The 20501-nt window shown below is 58.3% G+C and carries 18 protein-coding genes; 8 read left to right on the forward strand and 10 right to left on the reverse strand.

Going from position 1 to position 20501, the window contains the following annotated elements; genetic code table 11:
• Positions 1-155: 155 nt before the first annotated feature.
• Positions 156-626, forward strand: a complete 471-nt coding sequence (tnpA, locus tag DW136_RS07435; RefSeq protein WP_117583303.1) for an IS200/IS605 family transposase — start codon at positions 156-158, stop codon at positions 624-626.
• Between the two features lie 138 nt (positions 627-764).
• Here the strand turns inward: tnpA and DW136_RS07440 are convergent, their stop codons facing one another.
• From DW136_RS07440 to DW136_RS07455, 4 genes are all read right to left on the reverse strand, one after another.
• Complete coding sequence (locus tag DW136_RS07440; protein ID WP_117583302.1) at positions 765-1511, reverse strand: NAD-dependent protein deacetylase, SIR2 family; 747 nt, start codon at positions 1509-1511, stop codon at positions 765-767.
• A gap of 199 nt (positions 1512-1710) precedes the next feature.
• Positions 1711-2619 (reverse strand): radical SAM mobile pair protein B, encoded by a 909-nt coding sequence (locus DW136_RS07445; protein WP_118289347.1) that lies wholly within the window; start codon positions 2617-2619, stop codon positions 1711-1713.
• On the reverse strand, positions 2607-3296 hold the full coding sequence (locus tag DW136_RS07450; RefSeq protein WP_055252677.1) for a radical SAM mobile pair protein A: 690 nt from the start codon (positions 3294-3296) through the stop codon (positions 2607-2609). Before DW136_RS07450 ends, DW136_RS07445 begins: the two co-directional genes overlap by 13 nt.
• Positions 3293-3493, reverse strand: a complete 201-nt coding sequence (locus DW136_RS07455; RefSeq protein ID WP_055252679.1) for a hypothetical protein — start codon at positions 3491-3493, stop codon at positions 3293-3295. The genes DW136_RS07450 and DW136_RS07455 overlap by 4 nt, the downstream gene beginning before the upstream one ends.
• A gap of 143 nt (positions 3494-3636) precedes the next feature.
• Between DW136_RS07455 and DW136_RS07460 the strand changes: the two genes are divergently transcribed.
• Entirely contained in the window at positions 3637-4197 is a 561-nt protein-coding gene (locus DW136_RS07460) for a TetR/AcrR family transcriptional regulator (RefSeq protein WP_117583300.1), read from the forward strand.
• 83 nt (positions 4198-4280) lie between these two features.
• Here DW136_RS07460 and DW136_RS07465 read toward each other — a convergent pair whose 3' ends face one another.
• The 3 genes from DW136_RS07465 to DW136_RS07475 are packed head-to-tail and all read right to left on the reverse strand — an operon-like array spanning position 4281 to position 6784.
• Positions 4281-5129: an NAD-dependent protein deacetylase, SIR2 family gene (locus DW136_RS07465; protein WP_117583299.1), complete on the reverse strand. Its 849-nt coding sequence runs from the start codon at positions 5127-5129 to the stop codon at positions 4281-4283.
• Positions 5117-5815, reverse strand: a complete 699-nt coding sequence (locus DW136_RS07470; RefSeq protein WP_117583298.1) for a hypothetical protein — start codon at positions 5813-5815, stop codon at positions 5117-5119. Before DW136_RS07470 ends, DW136_RS07465 begins: the two co-directional genes overlap by 13 nt.
• 3 nt (positions 5816-5818) lie before the next feature.
• On the reverse strand, positions 5819-6784 hold the full coding sequence (locus DW136_RS07475) for a Sir2 silent information regulator family NAD-dependent deacetylase (RefSeq protein WP_199578365.1): 966 nt from the start codon (positions 6782-6784) through the stop codon (positions 5819-5821).
• Between the two features lie 143 nt (positions 6785-6927).
• Between DW136_RS07475 and DW136_RS07480 the strand changes: the two genes are divergently transcribed.
• From DW136_RS07480 to DW136_RS07490, 3 genes are all read left to right on the forward strand, one after another.
• On the forward strand, positions 6928-7482 hold the full coding sequence (locus DW136_RS07480) for a TetR/AcrR family transcriptional regulator (RefSeq protein ID WP_117583297.1): 555 nt from the start codon (positions 6928-6930) through the stop codon (positions 7480-7482).
• Between the two features lie 204 nt (positions 7483-7686).
• Positions 7687-8217, forward strand: a complete 531-nt coding sequence (locus DW136_RS07485; RefSeq protein ID WP_117583296.1) for a flavodoxin family protein — start codon at positions 7687-7689, stop codon at positions 8215-8217.
• A 180-nt stretch (positions 8218-8397) separates the two neighbouring features.
• On the forward strand, positions 8398-9687 hold the full coding sequence (locus DW136_RS07490; RefSeq protein WP_117583295.1) for an ATP-binding protein: 1290 nt from the start codon (positions 8398-8400) through the stop codon (positions 9685-9687).
• Positions 9688-9786: 99 nt separating this feature from the next.
• Here the strand turns inward: DW136_RS07490 and DW136_RS07495 are convergent, their stop codons facing one another.
• Positions 9787-12027 carry a DNA gyrase subunit A gene (locus DW136_RS07495; protein ID WP_118289348.1) on the reverse strand — a complete coding sequence of 747 codons (2241 nt, stop codon included), beginning with the start codon at positions 12025-12027 and terminating at the stop codon, positions 9787-9789.
• A gap of 45 nt (positions 12028-12072) precedes the next feature.
• Positions 12073-14070 (reverse strand): type IIA DNA topoisomerase subunit B, encoded by a 1998-nt coding sequence (locus tag DW136_RS07500; protein ID WP_055252409.1) that lies wholly within the window; start codon positions 14068-14070, stop codon positions 12073-12075.
• Between the two features lie 234 nt (positions 14071-14304).
• Here DW136_RS07500 and DW136_RS07505 point away from each other — a divergent pair, with 234 nt between their 5' ends.
• The 3 genes from DW136_RS07505 to DW136_RS07515 all read left to right on the forward strand — a co-directional run bounded on the left by DW136_RS07505 (position 14305) and on the right by DW136_RS07515 (position 15960).
• Entirely contained in the window at positions 14305-14865 is a 561-nt protein-coding gene (locus DW136_RS07505) for a sugar O-acetyltransferase (RefSeq protein WP_055252408.1), read from the forward strand.
• A gap of 270 nt (positions 14866-15135) precedes the next feature.
• A complete protein-coding gene (locus DW136_RS07510; RefSeq protein WP_055252407.1) occupies positions 15136-15366 on the forward strand; it encodes a helix-turn-helix transcriptional regulator in 231 nt (76 codons plus the stop codon).
• Positions 15367-15375: 9 nt separating this feature from the next.
• Positions 15376-15960 carry a hypothetical protein gene (locus DW136_RS07515; RefSeq protein ID WP_055252406.1) on the forward strand — a complete coding sequence of 195 codons (585 nt, stop codon included), beginning with the start codon at positions 15376-15378 and terminating at the stop codon, positions 15958-15960.
• 90 nt (positions 15961-16050) lie between these two features.
• Here the strand turns inward: DW136_RS07515 and DW136_RS07520 are convergent, their stop codons facing one another.
• Complete coding sequence (locus DW136_RS07520; protein ID WP_118289349.1) at positions 16051-20418, reverse strand: hypothetical protein; 4368 nt, start codon at positions 20416-20418, stop codon at positions 16051-16053.
• Between the last annotated feature and the right edge of the window lie 83 nt (positions 20419-20501).

Consider the following 20501-nt stretch of genomic DNA (forward strand, 5'->3'; position numbering starts at 1 on the left):
ACAGGCTTTAGCCTGTGCGGGGCGCGCAGCGCGCCGCATCAGAAACCACCCGCTATGCGGGTGGGGCCAAACGGCTTTACAAAGCCGCCCCCTCGCCGGACACTTGCGATTGTTCAGGCCGCAAGGAATCCGAGTCGAGAGGGCGGTGGTGGCGTATGGCCCAGAAGGCCTACGGCCTGTCGCACACGAAGTGGACGTGCAAGTACCACGTCGTGTTCACGCCGAAGTATAGGCGCAAAGTCATCTACAACCAAATAAGGTCCGACCTTGGGGAGATCTTCAGGAAGCTCTGCCAGTACAAGGGGATAGAGGTCATCGAGGGGCACCTGATGCCCGACCACGTCCACATGCTGCTGGCGATACCGCCGAAGTACAGCGTGTCGAGCGTGATGGGCTACCTGAAGGGGAAGAGCTCGCTGATGGTATTCGACAGGCACGCGAACATGAAGTACAAGTTCGGCAACAGGAAGTTCTGGGCCGAGGGCCACTGCGTGTCCACCGTCGGCCTGAACGAGGCCACGATCGCGAAGTACATCCGGGAGCAGGAGAAGGCCGACATCGCGCTCGACCGGCTGAGCGCCAAGGAGTACGAGGACCCCTTCGATAGGGGGCCGGGGCGTAAATAGCGCCGGTTTGACCGGCCCGTCACGGGTCAATCTGCAGTGCGGCCCGAACCCCGTGAGGGCCGGCGCCTTTAGACGCGTGCCGGAAATCCAAGGGTTACACCCTAAGAGCAAACCACCCCTTCTAGGGGTGGTTTTGATTTAAGCGTCCACGCATGAAACACGGCGCGATGAACTGCGCTGCTCGTCGCCCGTCCGCGCCGCCGAGAGCAGGGCGCCCAAATCGGCCTGGATCGCCTCTGCCTTGCTTCCAAGCTGCAACGGAGCCGAGTCGCCCGAGATGTTTACGCTCAAAAGGTGCGCATCCGGCAGCTTTGCGGTCATGCTCCAGAACGGGAGTGTGATGATGCCGGGGGTCATCTCGCCCACGCCGAGCTCCAGCAACAGCACGCGGCCACTGCTGCGCTCGCGCACAAAGCGTTCGTATCGTTCGAGGCTCTCGCGCCATGCTCCGCCTTGCAGAAACGTGTCGTCGCGCACCCACGGCACAAGCTGCCAGCCGCAATGCGGGCATCGGGGGATATCCTCGCTGAGGACCTCGAACCCCGCCATGCCCGCGAGCATGCGTTCGACGTAGGGGCTCGCGTCGAAGAGCTCGTCACAGCATGGCTGCTTGCACTGAAGGTGCGCGAAGCTTCCCTGATAGTTACAGGTTCTCTCGTCGGGAAACGTCTTCTCGGCCTGGGTGTCCACATTGGTGCTCAGGATGAAGTAGTCCTTATGGCCGATGAGGGACCGTAGGTCGAGATAGGGCTGCGAGGCCAGCTCGCGCAGCATGAAGTCGATGTATCGCGCATAGTATGCCCACTGCTGCTCGAGGCTGGGGTAGAGGTGGTAGAAGCCGTCGAAAAGGCTCTTGACTACTTTCGATTGATGCTCAGTGCCCATTGTATTCGCTACGATTAAACTCGGCACAGGGGATACTGGTTTTCCGTGCGAAAACGCTCATGCCGCTAAATTGAGCGACCGCCTGTACTGCAGCGGGATCATCCGCCCGAGCGATCCCTTAATCCGTCGCCCGTTGCGCCAATCGGCAGAAGCCACGCGTGGACGCTAATCGCTCGAGCGAATCGTCGTCGGTTTCCGTTTAACGATTTCTTTTTCCGCTATTATCTGACCCTCGGACTTCCTCGTGATAGAAGTAGTCCACGATCACCGGATGCCCCTGGGGGACTCTGCCATAAGGCATTTCGTTGTCCACAAAGGGGCAATCGTACTTCTTGGCCATTTCCTCGGCTTTTACTTCAAGCGCTTCAAAATAGCTACGGTTGCGCTTGTTATAGATCTCATCGTAAAGCGGTACGAGATTGGGATGTTTCTCGGCGATATAATCCAGGATCGTTTTTTTGAAACCACCCCGAAGATTGAGATTTTCGAGCCAAAACAAATCGCACCGATCCTTTACTCGCTCAAAAATCATCTCAAAATCCGTGATGCCGGGAAATACCGGGGACACGAAGCAGACCGTACGGATACCTTCGTCATACACCTGCTTCATAGCAGCGATACGACGCTCGATGCTCGACGCGGAGTCCATATCGTTCTTGAAGTTCTCATCCAGCGTGTTGATCGACCATGAAACGGTCACTCGTCCAAGCCTCTTCAGCAGATCGATATCCCGTACCACAAGATCGGACTTTGTGCAGATCAGAATATCTGCATCGCTGCCAATCAGCTGCTCCAGGAGTTTCCTGGTATTCCCGAATCGCTCCTCCTGTGGATTGTAGCCATCCGTCACAGAACCGATAACCACCCGCTGTCCAGCGTATTTCTTCGGATTCTTGATTTCCGGCCAATGCTTCACATCAAGAAAGGTGCCCCATTCCTCCTTGTGTCCGGTAAAGCGCTTCATAAAGGAGGCATAGCAATACTTGCAGGCATGCGTGCAGCCTACATAGGGATTGACCGAGTAGCCGCCTACCGGCAGGCTGGACTTGGTCATGATGTTCTTTGCTTCCACCTCATTGATGAGGATTCCATCGATCACTTCCGCCATGTTCTCTGCACCTCCAGCACTCTTTCGAATTCTTCCGGCAATTCCTGAATCATGTTTTCGTCCCCTATGACAGAGACGAGGTCTTCCTTCATAAACATTGGAATGCCAAGCGCGTGCGCCTGGTCCGTCAAAGACCATGCCCACTCCGGTTCCGTATGAACCTTCCTGCTCTGCGCCCCGGTCATGGTACCGACGACGATCCAGTTGATTCCGGAAAGGTCGACCGTACCGGGATCGTCGAATAGCGGCTCAAAAGTAACGAAGAAGTGATTTGCTTTGACGTTTTTCCGAAGGGCGTCGATACGCCACAGCTCCGCTTTCCTCGTCACCGTAACGCCGAACCATGCGTTTTCCAGGTCGGTATCTAAATCCAGCAAATCGGGTCTCTTGGTCAGGAACAGGAACTGATGCTGTGGATTCTCATGGATCTTTGCAAATACCTCGTCTCGCCATTCCAGCTTCCACCCGGAGAGATCGCTCATGCCGGTAAGGAGAAAGTTCTGCGGGCGTTTCTTTTCCATCATCTTGAGCTTGCTCGGGAAGAACGCAGGATCAGCGAAGTCGTCAATCATATGCCAACGTTTCACATTGTTACGGGCATAGCAATATGGACACCCCACCGTGCAGCCGATGACGATATTCATATTCTGAATCTGATTTTTGATGCAGATGCTCATAACGCCTGCCTACCTGCCTCTCCCGTAAACACGCAATCAGCCTTCCCCACCTTGCGGGCAAAAGCCTCGATATCTTGCTTGCAAGCAGCAGGCTCGCAATCGCTCAAATCGTATGACGTGCCGCCGTTTCGATAGACGGCCCGATGGGAAAACGATCGGCTGACAAGCCCGATGCCGAGCTTCTCGCACAGGGTCATCCGTGCTCCCTTTCAGCTATAAAAAACAGGTGTCTATAAACAGTATCCTTGTTGATTTTCGCAGGGGCAATGAACAAACGCGTGCACCTGTCGATAAACGAACAGCTACTGGACATTGTCAAACGACTCAGATTGGAGAGGCGATGGGAGAAACCAAGATCGACCGCCGGCGGCGCTACACCCTCTCGGTCATACAGGAGGCGTTCTTCGCGCTGCTGGCCGAGGTCGGCTTCGCGAAGATGACGGTGGCGGACATCTGCCGCCGCGCCGAGATCAACCGGGGAACGTTCTATCTGCATTACGAGGATAAGTACGCGCTGCTCGATGCGCTTATCGACGAGGCATTGGCAGCGGCTCCCCCGCTTGAGGGGGTTGAATCGGCAACGCTTTGCCAGCGTCCGCCGGCAGACGACGATTATCGCCTGCTTTATTCGGACAGCGACTCATACGCTCGCGTAGCCCAGCGCGTCATAGAACGCGGAGCGGAGCAGATGGTTCCCTGGGTCATGGAGAAAACAGGGCTTTCACGCGAAGACGCCTTCCTGCTCTTCGTCCACAACGTCCAGGGCAATCTGGCCGTCAACCGCCTGCTCGGCTGGAGACGAGGCCCCGAGTTCACCCATGCCCAGGAGCTGCTCAACGCCTATTCCGAAGGGGGCTTACTGGCGGTATCCGCTCTTCGCGATTCCGATAACCCATCGTGACCTGCGATTCAGGAATACCAGCCTCCGAGCCCTCTCGTTCGGAGGCTGCGGCTAAAACCTCATTGCGCGTCTACCGCTCCGCGTTACTCGCCACCTGCCCGCGCCACCGAGAGCAGGGCGCCCAAATCGGCCTGGATCGCCCCTGCCTTGCTTCCAAGCTGCAACGGAGCCGAGTCGCCCGAGATGTTTACGCTCAAAAGGTGCGCATCCGGCAGCTTTGCGGTCATGCTCCAGAACGGGAGTGTGATGATGCCGGGGGTCATCTCGCCCACGCCGAGCTCCAGCAACAGCACGCGGCGATCGCTGCGCTCGCGCACGAAGCGCTCGTATCGTCCGAGGCTCTCGCGCCATGCCGCACCCTGCAGAAACGTGTCGTCGCGCACCCACGGCACAAGCTGCCAGCCGCAGTGCGGGCATCGGGGGACATCCTCGCTGCGGATCTCGAACCCCGCCATGCCCGCGAGCATGCGCTCGACGTAGGGGCTCGCATCGAAGAGCTCGTCGCAGCATGGCTGCTTGCATTGAAGGTGCGCGAAGCTTCCCTGATAGTTGCAGATCCTCTCGGTGGGAAACGTCTTCTCGACTTGGGTGTCTACATTGGTGCTCAGGATGAAGTAGTCCTTATGGCCGATGAGGGACCGTAGGTCGAGATAGGGCTGCGAGGTCGGCTCGCGCAGCATGAAATCGATATATCGCGCGTAGTAGGCCCATTGCTGCTCGAGGCTGGGGTAGAGGTGGTAGAAGCCGTCGAAAAGGCTCTTGAAGCCAAAGGCTTGCTGCCAGTCCGCCATTCCTGCGCGCGCCATGCCCGCGCGGTTGTAATGGTTGAACCCGGCGGCGCTCGACATGCCCGAGCCGATGCCGACGATGATGGCGTCGGCATCGTCGATAAGGCTTCGAAGCCTACGCGCTTCTCTTTCTAGGGGTGGCATCGGGCGATCTCCTCGAAAGCCGGGGCCATATCGCCGTCAACGAGAATCGTCTCGCACGAAGCGTCGGGCGCCATGGCCTGGCCGTAGTTGAACACGATGTAGGTGGCGTGCTCGCAGGCGTTCGCGATCTGGGCGAGCATGCGCTTTATGACGCCGTTGTGCAGTCCCACGCCAAGTTCGAGGATGGCGACCCTGCCGTTGCGATGGGCTTGCACAAGACGCGCGAGCTCGTCGAGCTGGGTCATGGCGAGGGCGTCTGGATGGGCGAGACGCCGCTCGTCGATCGACGTGCGTATGCTCCCCTCCGTCTCGAGCACGCGGTTCTCGTTGAACCCTGCGCGTACGAAGTGCCCGTCGATATTGCACGTGATCACGAAGGCGTCGGCGTGCTCTGTAAGACGCCGCAGCCCGTTCATGAGCGGGCTGGGCTCATACTCGACATACTCCTTTTGATGGAACCGCTCGACCCATCGGCTTCGCACGCTGGCATCCGGGGAGGCGAGCCCCTGCAGCATGCAGCCGATGCCGTCGGCCTGAGCGAGGTCGCCGTACGCCTCTCGGAAATGAGCATCGGCGCAGAAGAGGTTGAGCCCCTCTGCCATGTCCAGCCCGTTGCTGGCGCCGATGATGACAAGATCCGCCTCGGAAAGCGCCGTGCCTATGCGAACTGCTTTCACCGTTTCCATGTGCTACCTCCCCAGCGTCTTGCGCACGTCGGCGAGCACGTCGGCGATGTCGGCGCGAACGGCGAGCCCCCGATCCTCGATCGCGCGGGGGAGAAACTGCGTCCTGTTGTTCACGGCGATGTAGCTAGCCTGCGACAACTGCGCCGTGAGGGCCCAGAACGGCTCCTGGATAAACGCGGGCGTCATGCGGCCCACGCCCAGCTCGAGGAAAAGGATCCTCTGCCGCGCGTGCGCGTCGAGCCAGTCGGACACCTTGTGGTACTGCTCCTCGTAGAGCTCGCCCTGCAGGAAGTTGCCGTAGCCGCGAACCCAGGGGAACGCCTCTGCCCCGCAGTGCGGGCAGCGCGGCACGAGCTCTGTCGGAACCTCAAGGCCGTCTCCCATGGCCTCTACCATGTGGGAGACCGGCTCGACCGCGTTCCACACCTCGTCGGTGCAACAGTGGGAGCACTGAAAGAAGCGGTGGTCGCCTTGGATCTCTGCCACTTTCTCCCAGGGATAGAGCTTCACAAACTGCGTGTCCTGGTTGGTGGTGAGCACGAAGAAATCCTTCTCGGCGAGAATGGCGTCGAGGTCCCTGTAGGGCTTGCGCAGCGGGGCGTTGAGCGTGGTGTCGAGGAAGGTGGCGAGGTATCCCCAGCGCGCCTCGGCGGTGGGCCAACGGTAGAACGACCCCTCGAAAGCGCCCTTGAAACCGTAACGCTCGGCGAATTTGCCGAAATGCTTGCGATAGGTTGCGTTGTCTTCGTAGTAGAAGTCGCCGCCGCCTGCCGCGGAGAGACCGGAGGCCCCGCCCACAAGCACGCAATCGGCTTCATCGATCATGCGGGCGACGTCCTCAATTTGCTGCTCGTAGGGCTTAGGCTCGCGGTCACTCAGCTCATAGGGCGTGCCGCCGCTGCGATAGGCGGCCTGAAGGGAAAACGATTGGTTGGTGAGCTCGATAACGAACTGCTCGTACAGAGTCACTGGATACCTTCTTTCAGCTATTATGAACAGGTGTTGATAAAAAGTATCCATGTTGATTTGTGCGAGAGCAATGAACAGCTTCGATGCGCCGTTGATAAACGAACGATTGCCGGGCATTGTCGAGCGTTGCAATTGGAGGGGTAATGGAAGCGGGGAAGATCGATCGTCGCCGACGCTATACACTCTCGGTCATACGGGAGGCGTTCTTCGCGCTGCTGGCCGAGGTCGGCTTCGCGAAGATGACGGTAGCGGATATCTGCCGCCGCGCCGATATCAACCGTGGCACGTTCTATCTGCACTACGAGGACAAGTTCGCCCTGCTCGACGCGCTTATCGACGAGGCCTTGGCGGCGGTGCCGCCGCTCGAGGGAACGGAGGCGGGTGCCCTCTGCCAGCGTCCGCCGGCAAACGATGACTATTATCTGCTCTACTCGGATGACGACGCGTACGCCCGGGTGGCACAGCGCGTCGTCGAGCGCGGCGCCGAGCAGATGGTTCCCTCGATCATGGAGGAGACTGGGCTTTCGCGCGAGGACGCCTATCTGCTCTTCGTCCACAACGTCCAGGGAAATCTCGCGGTCAACCGCCTGCTCGGTTGGAGGCGAGGGCCCGAGTTTGCCCACGCTCAGGAGCTGCTCAGCGCCTATTCCGAAGGGGGCATGCGGGCGGTATCGGCTCGTCACGATCCCCGTAGTTGATTTTAACCGCAGGCCATTTCGGGCAGGCGACGTTGCTATGGCCCCTCTTTGGTTTTCGATGTTGTATAAGGCAATTGCAATCGCCTTGAGCTTCTTTAGGGAACTTGAGCAAGAGATATGGCCTGCTGGCGATTGATTAACCCCATTTGTTTTGGTTACAAGAAAAAATGCTGCGCGCCTGCAGCATGAAGGAGAGGGAATCCTATGAATATCGTTGTATTGAGCGGCAGCCCGCGTAAGGGCGCCAATACCGATACCATGGTCGAGGCGTTTGCCGAGACCGCGCGTGAGGGCGGCAATACGGTCGAGGTCGTCCGCGTTGCCAGCAAGAAGATCGCCGGCTGCTTGGGATGCCAGTACTGCTTCGCTCATGAGGGCGTCTGCGTGCAGAAGGATGACATGGTCAACGTGATCGAGTCGCTGAAAGACGCAGATATGGTCGTCTTTGCCTCGCCTATCTACTGGTTCGATATCACTGCGCAGGAGAAGGCTGTCATCGACCGCCTGTACGCCTTCGGTGCTACGGGCTTCCCGTTCACCAAGACGGCCCTTTTGCTCGATAGCCACAGCGAGGGCGTCTATGATGCGGCGATCGCCATGTACAAGTCCACGTGCGCATACTGCAAGTGGGAGGACCAGGGCATTGTCACCATCAGCGGTATGACCGAGCGCGACAGCATGGCCTCCTCGCCCAAGCTGGAAGAGGTGCGAGAGCTCGCTCGCAAGCTCGCCTAAGGGCAAGAAGAGCGCATGGCAATCGGTGTTGGTGGAAATGCTTGCTGTCCTTACCGAGAGATAGGGGCGCATTCCCTCAAGCGCCGTATAGAACAATTTTTAAACGCAGAAAAATAACTGAAAACAAATTAATCCGCGTTAAAATATTGTCAAACAGAAGTTAATGAGGGAAGGTTGCGTATGCGTCGCAAGGCAGACGAGCTACTTAGGGAATGGCGAGACAGAGCTGATAGAAAACCTTTGCTGGTCAAAGGCGTGCGCCAGTGTGGCAAGACCTATTTGCTCAGAACGTACGCCCAGGATCTTTTCGAATCGGTTGTCTACGTTAATCTTGAGAACGACCGGTCGGCGCGAGCGGATTTTTCGGGCGGTCTTGACCCTCATTCGATTGTGCGCGCGATCGAGGCTCGTACGGGACAGCGTATCGTGCCTGGCAAAACCTTACTGTTCATTGACGAGATCCAGGCATGCGAGGAAGCGCTCACTTCCCTTAAATACTTTTGCGAAGATGCTCCCGAGTATTACGTTGCGGCTGCCGGGTCGCTTCTTGGGGTTGCCATTAACCATCAGTCGTATTCGTTCCCCGTCGGAAAGACCGACTTGATCGAGATGACTCCACTCGATTTCGAGGAGTTTCTCTGGGCAATGGGGCACGATCAGCTGGTCGATGAGATACGCTCGTCATTCGAGTTAATGGGTCCTCTTGCGCCAAGCCTTCATGAAAAGGCGCTTAGGCTCTATCGACAGTATCTTGTTGTTGGCGGAATGCCCGAGGCGGTCCAAACGTATATCGATGATCAGTCAATCATTGATGTGGCCGAAAAGCATCGGATTATTCTCGACGGATATTCCGCCGACACCAATAAATATGCTGATGAACGCTTGAGCGCAAAGACGCGTGCGTGCTTCGATTCCATTCCACAGCAGCTTGCCAAAGAGAATCGCAAATTTCAATACAAGGTAGTGCGAGCGGGGGGCAATGCGTCTCTCTTTGGAGATGCTCTCGACTGGCTTGTATTGTCGGGTACGGTGGCGCGCTGCAGCCTAGTCGGGCAGATCGAAAGCCCTTTAGAGGCCTTCGTTAACCCTTCTGCTTTTAAAATCTATCAGGCGGATACAGGGCTGCTCGTCTCCAAGGCCGGTGCTCAACGCGCCGATATTCTTGCCGGCATCGGCGGCACATTCATGGGTGCACTTACCGAAAACTACGTCGCCCAACAGCTTTCAGCCATGGGCTATCCGCTGCATTATTGGGCGCGAGATAATCGTGCGGAAATCGACTTTGTAGTAGAGAAGCAGGGATGCTTGTCTGCGATTGAAGTCAAGGCGGGAGAGAACACAAGATCTCGAAGCCTGTCCTCACTTAAAAAGACCCATCCGGGCGTACGCCTTATCAGGCTATCGACTAAGCCCTTTGGAATGAATGATGGGCTTATGTCTGTTCCACTTTATGCGGCATTTTGTCTATAGGGATGATGCTGGTGTAATGCATGGGGCCCAGGGCGCAGCGTTTACTGCGCTCCGGGCCCCGCTGCTTAGTTAAACCATGACGGTTTGGTCGCCGTCGTCCTAGTCAAACAAACTCGGCATGTCGTTTTCCTTCATGAGGGCACCGGCAGAGGGCAGGCTCTGCGCGGTGAACTTCTCGGCCGAGACGCCGGCGCCAAGAATCTCCTCGGTCGTGCCGACAGTGGTGACCGAGCGGCCCTTCTTGGCCGTGAAAGCCTGGACGCCCTGCGTGTTGGTGGTCGTCTTGGTCTTGAGCAGCGACGTGTTGAAGTTCATCAGGCGGTAGTCGCTCGAGACCAGCGCGAGGTCGCGGTCTTCCTTGAGCACCTGCGCATACAGCAGCTTGCTGCCGCCGTAGATGGCGTTCTTAAGGCGCTTGCGGTTGGTCTTGGTAGCGTATCCAGAAAGCGCGACACGCACCACGCGGCCGTTCTCAAAGACGAACAGCACGTCGGCCTTGTAGTCCTCGGGGTCGATGACCCAGATGACGCTCTCGTCGGGTTCCATCTCAAGATCGGTCGGAAGGTACGAGCCCAGCTGGGCCGACTTGGTGTCCTCAAACGCCGCGACCTTGCACTTGTACACCTGGCTCTTGTTGGTAAAGACCAGCAGCTCGTGGGTGTTGGAGGACGGGAACTCGATAAAGGGTTTGTCGCCGTCCTTGTACTTGAGCGTGGTCGCCTTCTTGAGCACGCGGTCCGTCATCTTCTTTAGGTAGCCATCGCGCGAGAGCATGATGGTGACCGGGTACTCCTCGACCTTGGGCTCCAAGCTTACCTCGATAACCTCATGGGGCTCGATCCTGCCCGTGCGGCGCGGCATCACGTACTTCTTGTTGACCGCTGCTAGCTCGTCGCTGATGACCTTCTTGATGTTCTCCTCGCTGGAGAGGATCTCCTCAAGCTCGGCAATCTCGCCCTCGAGCTTGGCGATGTCCTTGGTGCGGTTGAGAATGTACTCTTCGTTGATGTTGCGGAGCTTGAGCTCGGCAACAAACTCGGCCTGGGTCTCGTCGATGTCGAAACCCTTCATAAGGTTGGGCACGACCTCGGCCTCGAGCTTAGTGCCGCGGATGATGGCGATGGCCTTGTCGATGTCGAGCAGAATTGCCTCGAGGCCGTGCAGCAGGTGCAGACGCTCGGACTTTTTGCCCAGGTCAAAGTTAATGCGGCGACGCGTGGACTCAATACGCCACTTGACCCACTCGTGCAGGATCTGGCGCACGCCCATAACGCGGGGATAGCCGTCGACCAGCACGTTAAAGTTGCACGAGAACGAATCCTGCAGCGTGGTCGAGCGATAGAGCTTCGCCATGAGCTTGTCGGGGTCGACGCCGCGCTTAAGGTCGATGGCGATGCGCAGACCCGAGAGGTCGGTCTCGTCGCGGATGTCGGCAATCTCCTTGACCTTGCCCTCTTTGGAGAGCTTGACGATGCGCTCGATGATGACATCGGTTTTGGTGGTGTAGGGGATCTCGTAGACCTCGATGATGCGCTCTTCGGGAATCCAGCGCCAGCGGGAGCGGATCTGGAAGCTGCCAAGGCCGGTCTCGATTATCTTTTCCATCTCCTCGCGGCGGTAGATAATTTCGCCGCCGGTCGAGAAGTCGGGCATGGGCATGTATTCGAGCAGGTCGCAGTCGGGATCCTGCAGGTAATGCATTGTGGCGGTACAGACCTCGTTGAGGTTGAAACCGCAGATATCGGATGCCATGGCGACGCCGATGCCCTTGTTGGCCGAGACGAGGATGTTGGGGAACGTGGTGGGCAGCAGGCGTGGCTCCTTCATGGCGCCGTCGTAGCTGTCGACGAAGTCGACCGGGTCCTTGTCGATGTCCTTGAAGATCTCGGCGCTAATGGGGGAGAGCTTGGCCTCGGTATAGCGCGAGGCGGCGTAGCTCAGGTCGCCCGAATAGTACTTGCCAAAGTTGCCCTTCGACTCAACGAAGGGGGCGAGCAACGCCTCGTTGCCGGTGGCCAGGCGCACCATCGTCTCGTAGATCGCGGCGTCGCCGTGCGGGTTGAGCTTCATGGTCTGGCCCACGATGTTGGCGCTCTTCTGGCGCTCGCCCTTGAGCAGACCCATCTTGTACATGGTGTAGAGCAGCTTGCGGTGCGAGGGCTTAAAGCCGTCAATCTCGGGGAACGCACGCGAGACGTTGACGCTCATAGCGTAGGGCATGTAGTTGACCTCGAGCGTCTGCGTGATCGGCTGATCGGTGACCTCGGAGTGCAGGCCGATGACGTTCTCGGCGTTGACCTGCTTTTTCTTGGGCTGGTTCTTCGTCTTCTTCTTTGCCACGATTTCCTCTTGAACTTCTTATGGGCCGTCGTTATCGATTTGCTGCTACTGCAGGTCCAGCTGGTCCAGGTATTCCTTGCCGTGCTCGGAGATGTGACGCTTGCGGCCCGTCTCGTCGTTGCCCAGCAACAGGTTGAACATGGTCTCCATCTTGGTGACGTCCTCGGGTTCTACCTTGATCAGGCGGCGCGTCTCGGGGTTCATGGTGGTGAGCCACATCATGTCCGGATCGTTCTCACCAAGACCCTTGGAGCGGTTGATCGAGCACTTCTGGTCGCCAATCTCCTTGAGGATGCCGTTCTTCTCGAGCTCGGTGTAGGCAAAGTAGGTCTTCTCTTTGCAGTTGATCTCGTAGAGCGGCGACTCGGCGATATACACGTAGCCCTCGTCGATAAGCGTGGGCACCAGGCGATAGAGCATGGTGAGCACAAGCGTGCGGATGTGATAACCGTCGACGTCGGCGTCCGTACAGATAATGACCTTGTTCCAGTTGAGATTATCCAGGTCAAAAGCACCGAGGTTCTTGATGCGCTTGTCCTTGATCTCTACGCCGCAGCCCAGCACGCGCATGAGGTCCATGATGATGTCGGACTTAAAGATGCGCGGGTAGTCCTCTTTCAGACAGTTGAGGATCTTGCCTCGGACGGGCATAACACCCTGGAACTCGGCATCGCGCGAGGTGCGGATGGCGCCTGCTGCCGAGTCGCCCTCTACGATGTAGATCTCGCGACGGCTCTTGTCCTTGGAGCGGCAGTCGATGAACTTCTGCACGCGGTTGGCCATGTCGGTCTTCTGCTGCAGATTGGTCTTGATGCTCTGGCGCGTCTTCTCGGCGTTCTCGCGCGAGCGCTTGTTGATGAGCACCTGCTCCATGATCTTGTTGGCGGCGTCTTTGTTCTCGATCAGATAGGTCGAGAGGCGCTCCTTAAAGAATGCCGTCATCGCCTGCTGGATAAAGCGGTTATTGATGGCCTTCTTAGTCTGGTTTTCGTAGGACGTCTGGGTGGAGAAGCAGTTGGTCACCAGCACCAGACAGTCCTGGACGTCCTGCCACTTAATGCCGCTCTCGTTTTTGTTGTACTTGCCCTGTTGCTTGATGTAGGCATCGATGGCGCTGGTCAGAGCACTACGGGCGGCCTTTTCGGGCGAACCGCCGTTCTCGAGCCATGACGAGTTGTGGTAGTACTCCTGCATCATGAAGGTGCGCGAGAAGCACATGCACGCGGTGATCTTGACGTTGTAATCGGGCAGGTCCTCGCGGTCGCGACCGCGACGGTCAGCCTCGATAAAGAAGGGCTCGGTAAGGTAGTCGGTACCGACCTTCTCGAGCACGTAGTCCTCGATGCCCTTGGGATAGCAAAAATCCTCTTCGGAAAACTCGCCATCGTCGCCCTCAATGCGCAGGCGGAAGGTCACGTTGGCGTTGACCACGGCCTGGCGGCGCATGGTCTCGCGATACCAGTCGTGGGGAATGCTGATCGAGGTAAAGACCTCAAGATCGGGGCGCCACTTGATGGTGGTGCCGGTGCGGTCCTCGTCGCTGGGCTCGATCTCAAGCGCTTTCTTTTTGGCGCCAACGACCTTGCCTTTCTTAAAGTGCAGGGAGTACTTGTTGCCGTCGCGCCAAACCGTGACGTCCATGTACTCGGATGCGTACTGGGTCGCGCACGAGCCCAGGCCGTTGGTACCGAGCGAGAAGTCGTAGTCGCCGCCCTGGTTGTTGTTGTATTTGCCACCTGCGTAGAGCTCGCAAAAGACGAGCTCCCAGTTAAAGCGCTTCTCGGAGGGGTTCCAGTCGAGCGGGCAGCCGCGGCCGTTGTCCTCTACCTGAATGGAACCATCGCGAAAGGCGGTAAGGGTGATGAGCTTGCCGTAGCCCTGGCGCGCCTCGTCAACGGCGTTGGACAGGATCTCGAAGGCGGCATGCGCGCAGCCGTCGAGTCCGTCCGAGCCAAAGATAACGGCGGGGCGCAGGCGTACGCGCTCCTCGTCCTTGAGCTGACGAATACTGTCGTTACCATAGTTTGCGGTGTTTTTTGCCATGCTCGCTCTCTCGATGCTCCTTTGCTGCGTTGTAGTCATATAGATAGTCAAGGTAGCATAGCCCAGGCCTCGGACGATTCCAACTAACACGAATTCCATCGAACGCGCGTTCGGAGTCGGTGACCTTTAGCTTCTGCGGTCATTCCCTGCGCGGCGTGGTGCTCGTGTTAAAACCGTGGCTTATCGGCTGGTAGAATTGCCGCATCAAGACTGCATGTTGTTTGAGGGGGCGCAATGACTGAGAAAGAGAAGATGGAGCGCGGGGAGTGGCATGATGCCAACTTTGACGAGGAGCTCCTGGCGCAACGCGCAAAGGCGGAGGCGCTCTGCTATGACTTTAATATGGCAAAACCCGGAAGCGACGCGCAGCTTGACGCTTTGAAATCCTTGCTCGATACCGATCTTCCGCAAGGGCTGACGGTCCTTTCGCCTGCCTACTTTGACTACGGGAGCAAGACGAGCTTTGGTGAGGGCTGCTTTGTAAACCATGGCTGCTACTTTATGGACGGCGGCTCTATCACCTTTGGTGGCAACGTGTTTATCGGGCCGTTTTGCGGCTTCTACACCGCTTCGCACCCCCTAAAGGCAAAGGACCGCAACTTGGGTCTCGAGAAGGCTCTGCCTATTGTTGTAGGCGATAACTGCTGGTTTGGCGCGAACGTATCCGTGTTGCAGGGGGTTACCATCGGCAGCGGTTGCGTAATTGCCGCGGGCAGCGTCGTGACGGAAGACCTTCCGGACAACGTGGTGGCGGCAGGCGTTCCCGCGGTCGTCAAGAAGATCATCGAACAATAACGGAGCTATTAAACGATGGGGCACGCATGGTTCCGGCAAATCCGGTTATTGGCGTGCGCGTTGGCCATGCTGATAAGTTCCACTTACTCGGGTCCTTCCGACTCGGTTTTGTCCGAGTAAGATTGAATAGCGAATCGAAATTGTTATGTCCACATGGCGATGGCGGACATGGTTTCCATAATGACAGATATAGTTGACATCTTGTGAAGGATGCAATATATTTCTGTCATGTTGCAACGGATATCTGTCCATTACTACGAAAGGAACTCCATGCCGGGCAAAAAGAACCTACGCATGAAGGCGGCACGCGCGGCGGCTGGCCTTTCGCAAGCTGACTTAGCCCAAGCCGTGGGCGTTACGCGCCAAACCATCGGCCTTATCGAGGCGGGCGGCTACAACCCCACGCTCAATTTGTGCGTGGCAATCTGTAAGGCGCTGCGCGTTACGTTGAACGACTTGTTTTGGGAAGACGAAACCGACGCCGACCCTAATGCTCTTTAGGAGTTCACTATGAAATATGAAGATCTGAAAATCGTGCAAAAGTGGCGTGAATATGCCGGCCCAAAGGATGAACGCCTGGAGGCTGAGAACGCGAAGATCTACAAGATTGGCTTCGTGCTGCTTTCGTTTGGCATGTTGATGATCTTTTTCTACCAGTTTATAGCTCGACAGGTTACGTGGGTTCACAGCGACGCTAGTGAAATGCCGCATGGCTTTGCAACGCCGTTCGAGGCAGCCATGTATTTGTGGCTCGTTCTCGTGATGTTGATTTGCGCAGGACTGCAAACGCGGAAGGGCTATGTCGATACCAATCGTTTTGGGCAAACCGAGCATCTTCCTGTTGGATATTTCCTGCTTGTCAGCGGTCTTAGCGGCGCCGCGTTCGCGCTTGTTATTGCCGCAATGCGCTGTATCGCTGAGGCGCAGATCGTACCGCTCGAAAGCGTCTTTTGGTTGGCGAACCTGGTCACGGGCGTGTTCTGCGGTGCGACGATTTTCGCGGCCACGTTTGCTGTCCTGTGCGCAACGTTTTTCACGGCGAAAAGACGCCGTGCCAAGCTCGAGGCAGAACTCGACTCCTCAGACGACATTTAATGCGCAATGGGCTGGCTCTGGGTATTCAGAACCAGCCCATTTTGATGTTCGATGAGCCGAGTCGGCGCCTCTCACAAAAGTAACTAGGAGCTAGCGAGGCCTATCCGAATTGTCCTCATTGGCGGTGTCTTTTTCGAGCGCCGTGCGGCGGGCGCTGTAGGCGACAAGGCCGGCACCAACTGCGGCGAGCGCTGCTGCGGCTGCGGTTAGGGGGACGTTGCTGTCGCCCGTGCCCGCAAGCGCGCCCGCTTTTCCGGAGCGCTTGTTATTGCCGTGGTCTTTGCCACTGCCGGAGCTGCTTCCGCCGGAGCCGCCGCCCTCGTCAGTACCGCCGCCACTCGAGCTACCATCGCCGTCTGCTGTCATCGGGGCGTCGTGAAGTCCTGTCGTATCCGCGCTGTCGCATACGCCGACCTGAACTTCTGAGCGTTCGCATGCCGCGTCGGGCACATGAAGCTCGTGCAGAACGGCACTCAGCGCCGAGTTTGCGCCCGGTCGGATCTCCTCGAGCGTTACGGGATCGAGCGCCACCAGATTACGCGCCTTCGCATACAGCGTGACGCGTTTGCCCACTTCGTCGCTCCAACTCTCGGGGATGGCGAAGCTCATGCGGAACTGTGCCGTGCAACCCGGTGCCAGCACGGCGTTGCCGTTGTCGGCTACCAGCGGGTGCGTTGCAAAACGTGCGCCCAGCGTCTCGAGCGCGTACTTTACGTGTGCCATGTCGTTGGCCGAAGCGTCTTCGGCAAGCTCTGGATCGTAGATCGAAGCCATGCGTGCGTTCGCTCCGAATCCGATGGATGCGCTGGAGAACGGCTGGCTGGAGCCCTCTCGGTACAGATCGATTGTGCCGGCAGTCAGCAAAGTGTTGCCGTCGTTTCGCACCGTGACCATGAAGGATTCGCCTGCTGCTCCGGGCACCACCGCGCCCGAGGTAGCGACCGCGCCCGTCGGAGTGGCACACGCCACCAGAGGCACTTCGATGCCGTGCAGCTCTGCCTCGCTCTTCTCCGCGCTCACAATGTGCGTGGCGAGCGCGGAGAGCATGCCTCCCGACGTCAAAAATGTCGTTATCTGATCGACGGGATGGTCCAGCTCGCACATCACGAACGGCTCCGTGAACAGATCGCCTGCCAAGGTGCTGGCGAAGATGCGGAAGTGCTTGCCCATTACTGCTACCGGGTTGCCTTCTTCGTCGTAGGTTTGCCCCACCTTGCCATCGGTGTTCTCTACATAGAGCGCGCACCTGCCGTTGTTGCTTACGCTAAACGATGCCGGGCCACAGCCTGCGGCACCCACGGGCTGCGTTGCAAATGCCGATGCGCCTCGCGTCCAAGTAATATGCTGCAGCTGCTCGTTGACGGTGGCCAAAAAGCCCGAATGTTGTGGCCACGGCACCGCATGGGGCACCGTGGCGTCTGGTGGCATAACGCCCCAGCCCGCAATGGACTGGCCGATCACGGCGTACGATGCGCAGCCGCAACCGTCTGCGGTCTCGTACGCAACGGGCACCACCATTTTGCCGTTGATATTCTCGGGCTCGCTCAGCTCGATACTCGACGGTGCCTGCGGAAAGCGAAGAACTTGGCGGAACGTCAGGCTGTCGCCCAAATCATCCGACCACAGGGTAAAGCATTCCAGCGCAACCTCGGCCTCGCTGCCGAGCGCCTTCTCTGCGGTGGTTCCGCGGCGGTGGAGGTAGGCACCCGACAGGCGCCCGTCGACCAGCGTCTTGCCTGCCGTGATGCGCGGGCACTGCAGGCAATGGTAGCCATCCTCTTGCAGGCGGCCGCGCGAGATGCTGCGCCATGACGTATGCGACACCACGCGGATCTCGTCATTACTTATGCGCAGGCGCACAACGGACAGTATGCCGGCTGTGCTTGCCGTATCGAAAAGGGTGTTGTCGCCGGCGGGGCGCTCGCCCGAGACCAGCAGCACGTAGGCGTCCTGGTTTCCTCTTCCGTCCGTATATTCCACCACGTCGAAGTCGTAATCGAATATGCCGTCGCGCTCCACGTCGCCCTCGCCAAACCCAAGGGGAAAGTCCACGGGCGTGGGAGCGGACCACGTGCCGTTTGCCTTTGTGTGCACCACCAGGCGCGAGCGGCCATTGTCGCCGTAGCGCACCGAGGCGATACGGAACAGGTATTCTACGCCGGCAATCATCGTTAGCTTCATGTGGGCTTCGCTGAGCACGCCGGAAAACAGCACGTTGTCGCTCGAGGGTTTGACGCCGCCACGCTCGTCCTCCGACACGCCGGCAGAATTGGCGTTCGGGTCCGCAACGGCGTTCGTTGACTGACCGATGTAGGTGTACTCATACATCGGTGCGGCATTTTCGTCGTTCTCTACCAGTGCATGGACGAAATGCTCGATCTGTCCCGTGTCGTCGCTTTCTGAATCCGCCTCGAGCTCAATGCGCGTGACCGCTTGATCCCAATCGCGCACGACAGGCGCGGCGTTTACGGCAGTGGCCTTAACCTCGGCGCGTGCGAGCAGCTCGGCGTTGGTGACGATGGTGGCCGATGCGATAAACTGCGGCACACCACCTGCCTCGGTGTTGCCGGGCGTGCCGAAGCAGGCATCCAGCGTGTAAGGCGTATCTCCACCCAATGCCAGCTCAGAGCGTTGGAGCACATACTGGTCGCCATTGTTCACCGACATATTCCACGAATCGATGAGTGTGGGCCACGACCCCGACCAAGCCTTGGTGGTCCACTTGAACATTACGAACTGGAGTATCACATCGACATCGACGTCTGCACCTACGCGCAGCCGCGGAAGCTGGTGTCCATCTGCCTTCTCGTACCCAATGAACAGTGTGAGGGATGCGGCGCCACGCACAGCGGACGAAGCGACGCCTGCAATGCCGGCTCCAAAGGTGACGGCAAGTCCGATCTGGATGGTGAACGAGCCCGACGTGTTGGAATAGTCGAGCGAAATGTTCTTGAAAAACGCCGCGCCGCTGCCGTGCGTGTGGGCGCCCACGGCGAGCGCCAGTTTTGCCAGCACCCAGGGGTTGACGTTTAGGAAAAACGGCACCGGTCCTAGGGTAAACTGCTCGGTCCAATTGAGGTCGGTTCTTACCTGGAAGAGGGCCTTAATATTGCCGTATGCGGGGTCGTTGTTGTCACCCCAGGTTTTGCCCACCCAATCGTAGGCGAGCGAGCCGTACAGCTGTGTGGCGATATCCATCGTGAACAGCGGCGTGCAATGGTGGCGAAGGAGCTTGGTGTTTCTTGGATCGGTGCCCGAACCGGCACTCATACTTTTGTACTGATTCCACTTCCCCTCCATTTCATCGAGGTAGCGGTTTGCCTGCTTGGCGCCCGACTCGCGCGGTGACTTCTTCCAGTACTCCGGATCCGGATTGCCCGAATCGTTCATATAGCTGGCTGGTTTGTATCCTCCGCCAAACAGCACGTATCCAGCAAACGAGAAATCGAAGAGGATCGGAAATGTGGGTATCCAGCACGTGAACTTATTGCCGCCGATGCCGGGAAACGCCGCGGGGAAATCAAACGGAGTGACCTCTTGGTCCATGGTAGTGGGGACGATAGTGGTCGAGCCCGATTCCGCCTTTGCGGCCGGCGCGGTGACAACGGCCATGGGGGATGAGAGCGTGTAGGTTTTGCCCTGATAGTCGAGGACAAAGCGCAGCTTGCACCCTTCCTCCAGAAGGCCCGATGCCGCGTCGAGAAACTTGTCTTCGAGTGTGAACGTCGCCAGATTATCCGCGCCTGATGCGCTGGCCTTGATCTGGCCGATCTGCGTGACGGTTTCGGGCGAGCTACCCGTGGCGGGCATTACCTTGTTGATGTGCAGCGTTGCCTGTCCACCCTGTGGCAGATGTGCCTGTACAATAAAGGCATGCGTGTCGGGTTGGTCGTTTGCCGCGTCGTCCTTCGGCAATGCCATGAACGTGGCATCAGCGTACTGGATGTCCCATTCGTCGAATGTGAGCTGGCGGAAGTACGGCTCGCCGTCGGACAGCGGACGCGTGGGCGCGGTTATGGCGGTGCCGCCCTGGATACGCGCAAGGGGAATCTCGACATCGCGGTAGCCCGCCATGCTAATGGAGATGCCGCCGTTAAAGTCGTACGCGTCGAGAAGCGTTGCCTCGTCCACGTAGTCTTCCGAAAGAGGGGCGACCTCAAAGATGGCCGTGCCTTCGTCATCGGTCGTGGCGGTGAGCTGCTTGCCTACGGCATAGCGCGATGTGAGCGTGACCTGGGCACCTGCGATGGGCGTATTCTTGTTGGCGACGTCGACCACGACCACACCAAACATGGTGCGCGAGAGAACGAGCACCTTGAAGGGATCTTCTTCGTCGGCATAGGCCGCGGTGGGCGCGAACGGCAGCAGGAAGGCATTTTCGCTTCCCGGCACGCGAGGCAACATAATGCTCGCCAGCGAGGACGCTCCAGCAACAAGTAACGAACGGCGATCAAGCATCTTGGGCTCCCATTCCGCAAATATCGGTGGAAATAATCCAATTTTGCGAGAAGACGCTTCGTGGCGGTAGTGCCGTTCGATGG

It is taken from the genome of Collinsella sp. AM12-1, from assembly GCF_003472325.1.
In the GTDB taxonomy this organism is placed as follows: domain Bacteria; phylum Actinomycetota; class Coriobacteriia; order Coriobacteriales; family Coriobacteriaceae; genus Collinsella.

Coding starts and splice junctions, on each gene's coding strand:
- DW136_RS07520 (WP_118289349.1), bottom strand. CDS start 20,418: ATGCTTGATCGCCGTTCGTTACTTGTTGCTGGAGCGTCCTCGCTGGCG.
- tnpA (WP_117583303.1), top strand. CDS start 156: ATGGCCCAGAAGGCCTACGGCCTGTCGCACACGAAGTGGACGTGCAAG.
- DW136_RS07485 (WP_117583296.1), top strand. CDS start 7,687: ATGAATATCGTTGTATTGAGCGGCAGCCCGCGTAAGGGCGCCAATACC.
- DW136_RS07445 (WP_118289347.1), bottom strand. CDS start 2,619: ATGGCGGAAGTGATCGATGGAATCCTCATCAATGAGGTGGAAGCAAAG.
- DW136_RS07510 (WP_055252407.1), top strand. CDS start 15,136: ATGCCGGGCAAAAAGAACCTACGCATGAAGGCGGCACGCGCGGCGGCT.
- DW136_RS07505 (WP_055252408.1), top strand. CDS start 14,305: ATGACTGAGAAAGAGAAGATGGAGCGCGGGGAGTGGCATGATGCCAAC.
- DW136_RS07450 (WP_055252677.1), bottom strand. CDS start 3,296: ATGAGCATCTGCATCAAAAATCAGATTCAGAATATGAATATCGTCATC.
- DW136_RS07440 (WP_117583302.1), bottom strand. CDS start 1,511: ATGGGCACTGAGCATCAATCGAAAGTAGTCAAGAGCCTTTTCGACGGC.
- DW136_RS07500 (WP_055252409.1), bottom strand. CDS start 14,070: ATGGCAAAAAACACCGCAAACTATGGTAACGACAGTATTCGTCAGCTC.
- DW136_RS07470 (WP_117583298.1), bottom strand. CDS start 5,815: ATGGAAACGGTGAAAGCAGTTCGCATAGGCACGGCGCTTTCCGAGGCG.
- DW136_RS07490 (WP_117583295.1), top strand. CDS start 8,398: ATGCGTCGCAAGGCAGACGAGCTACTTAGGGAATGGCGAGACAGAGCT.
- DW136_RS07465 (WP_117583299.1), bottom strand. CDS start 5,129: ATGCCACCCCTAGAAAGAGAAGCGCGTAGGCTTCGAAGCCTTATCGAC.
- DW136_RS07480 (WP_117583297.1), top strand. CDS start 6,928: ATGGAAGCGGGGAAGATCGATCGTCGCCGACGCTATACACTCTCGGTC.
- DW136_RS07455 (WP_055252679.1), bottom strand. CDS start 3,493: ATGACCCTGTGCGAGAAGCTCGGCATCGGGCTTGTCAGCCGATCGTTT.
- DW136_RS07515 (WP_055252406.1), top strand. CDS start 15,376: ATGAAATATGAAGATCTGAAAATCGTGCAAAAGTGGCGTGAATATGCC.
- DW136_RS07460 (WP_117583300.1), top strand. CDS start 3,637: ATGGGAGAAACCAAGATCGACCGCCGGCGGCGCTACACCCTCTCGGTC.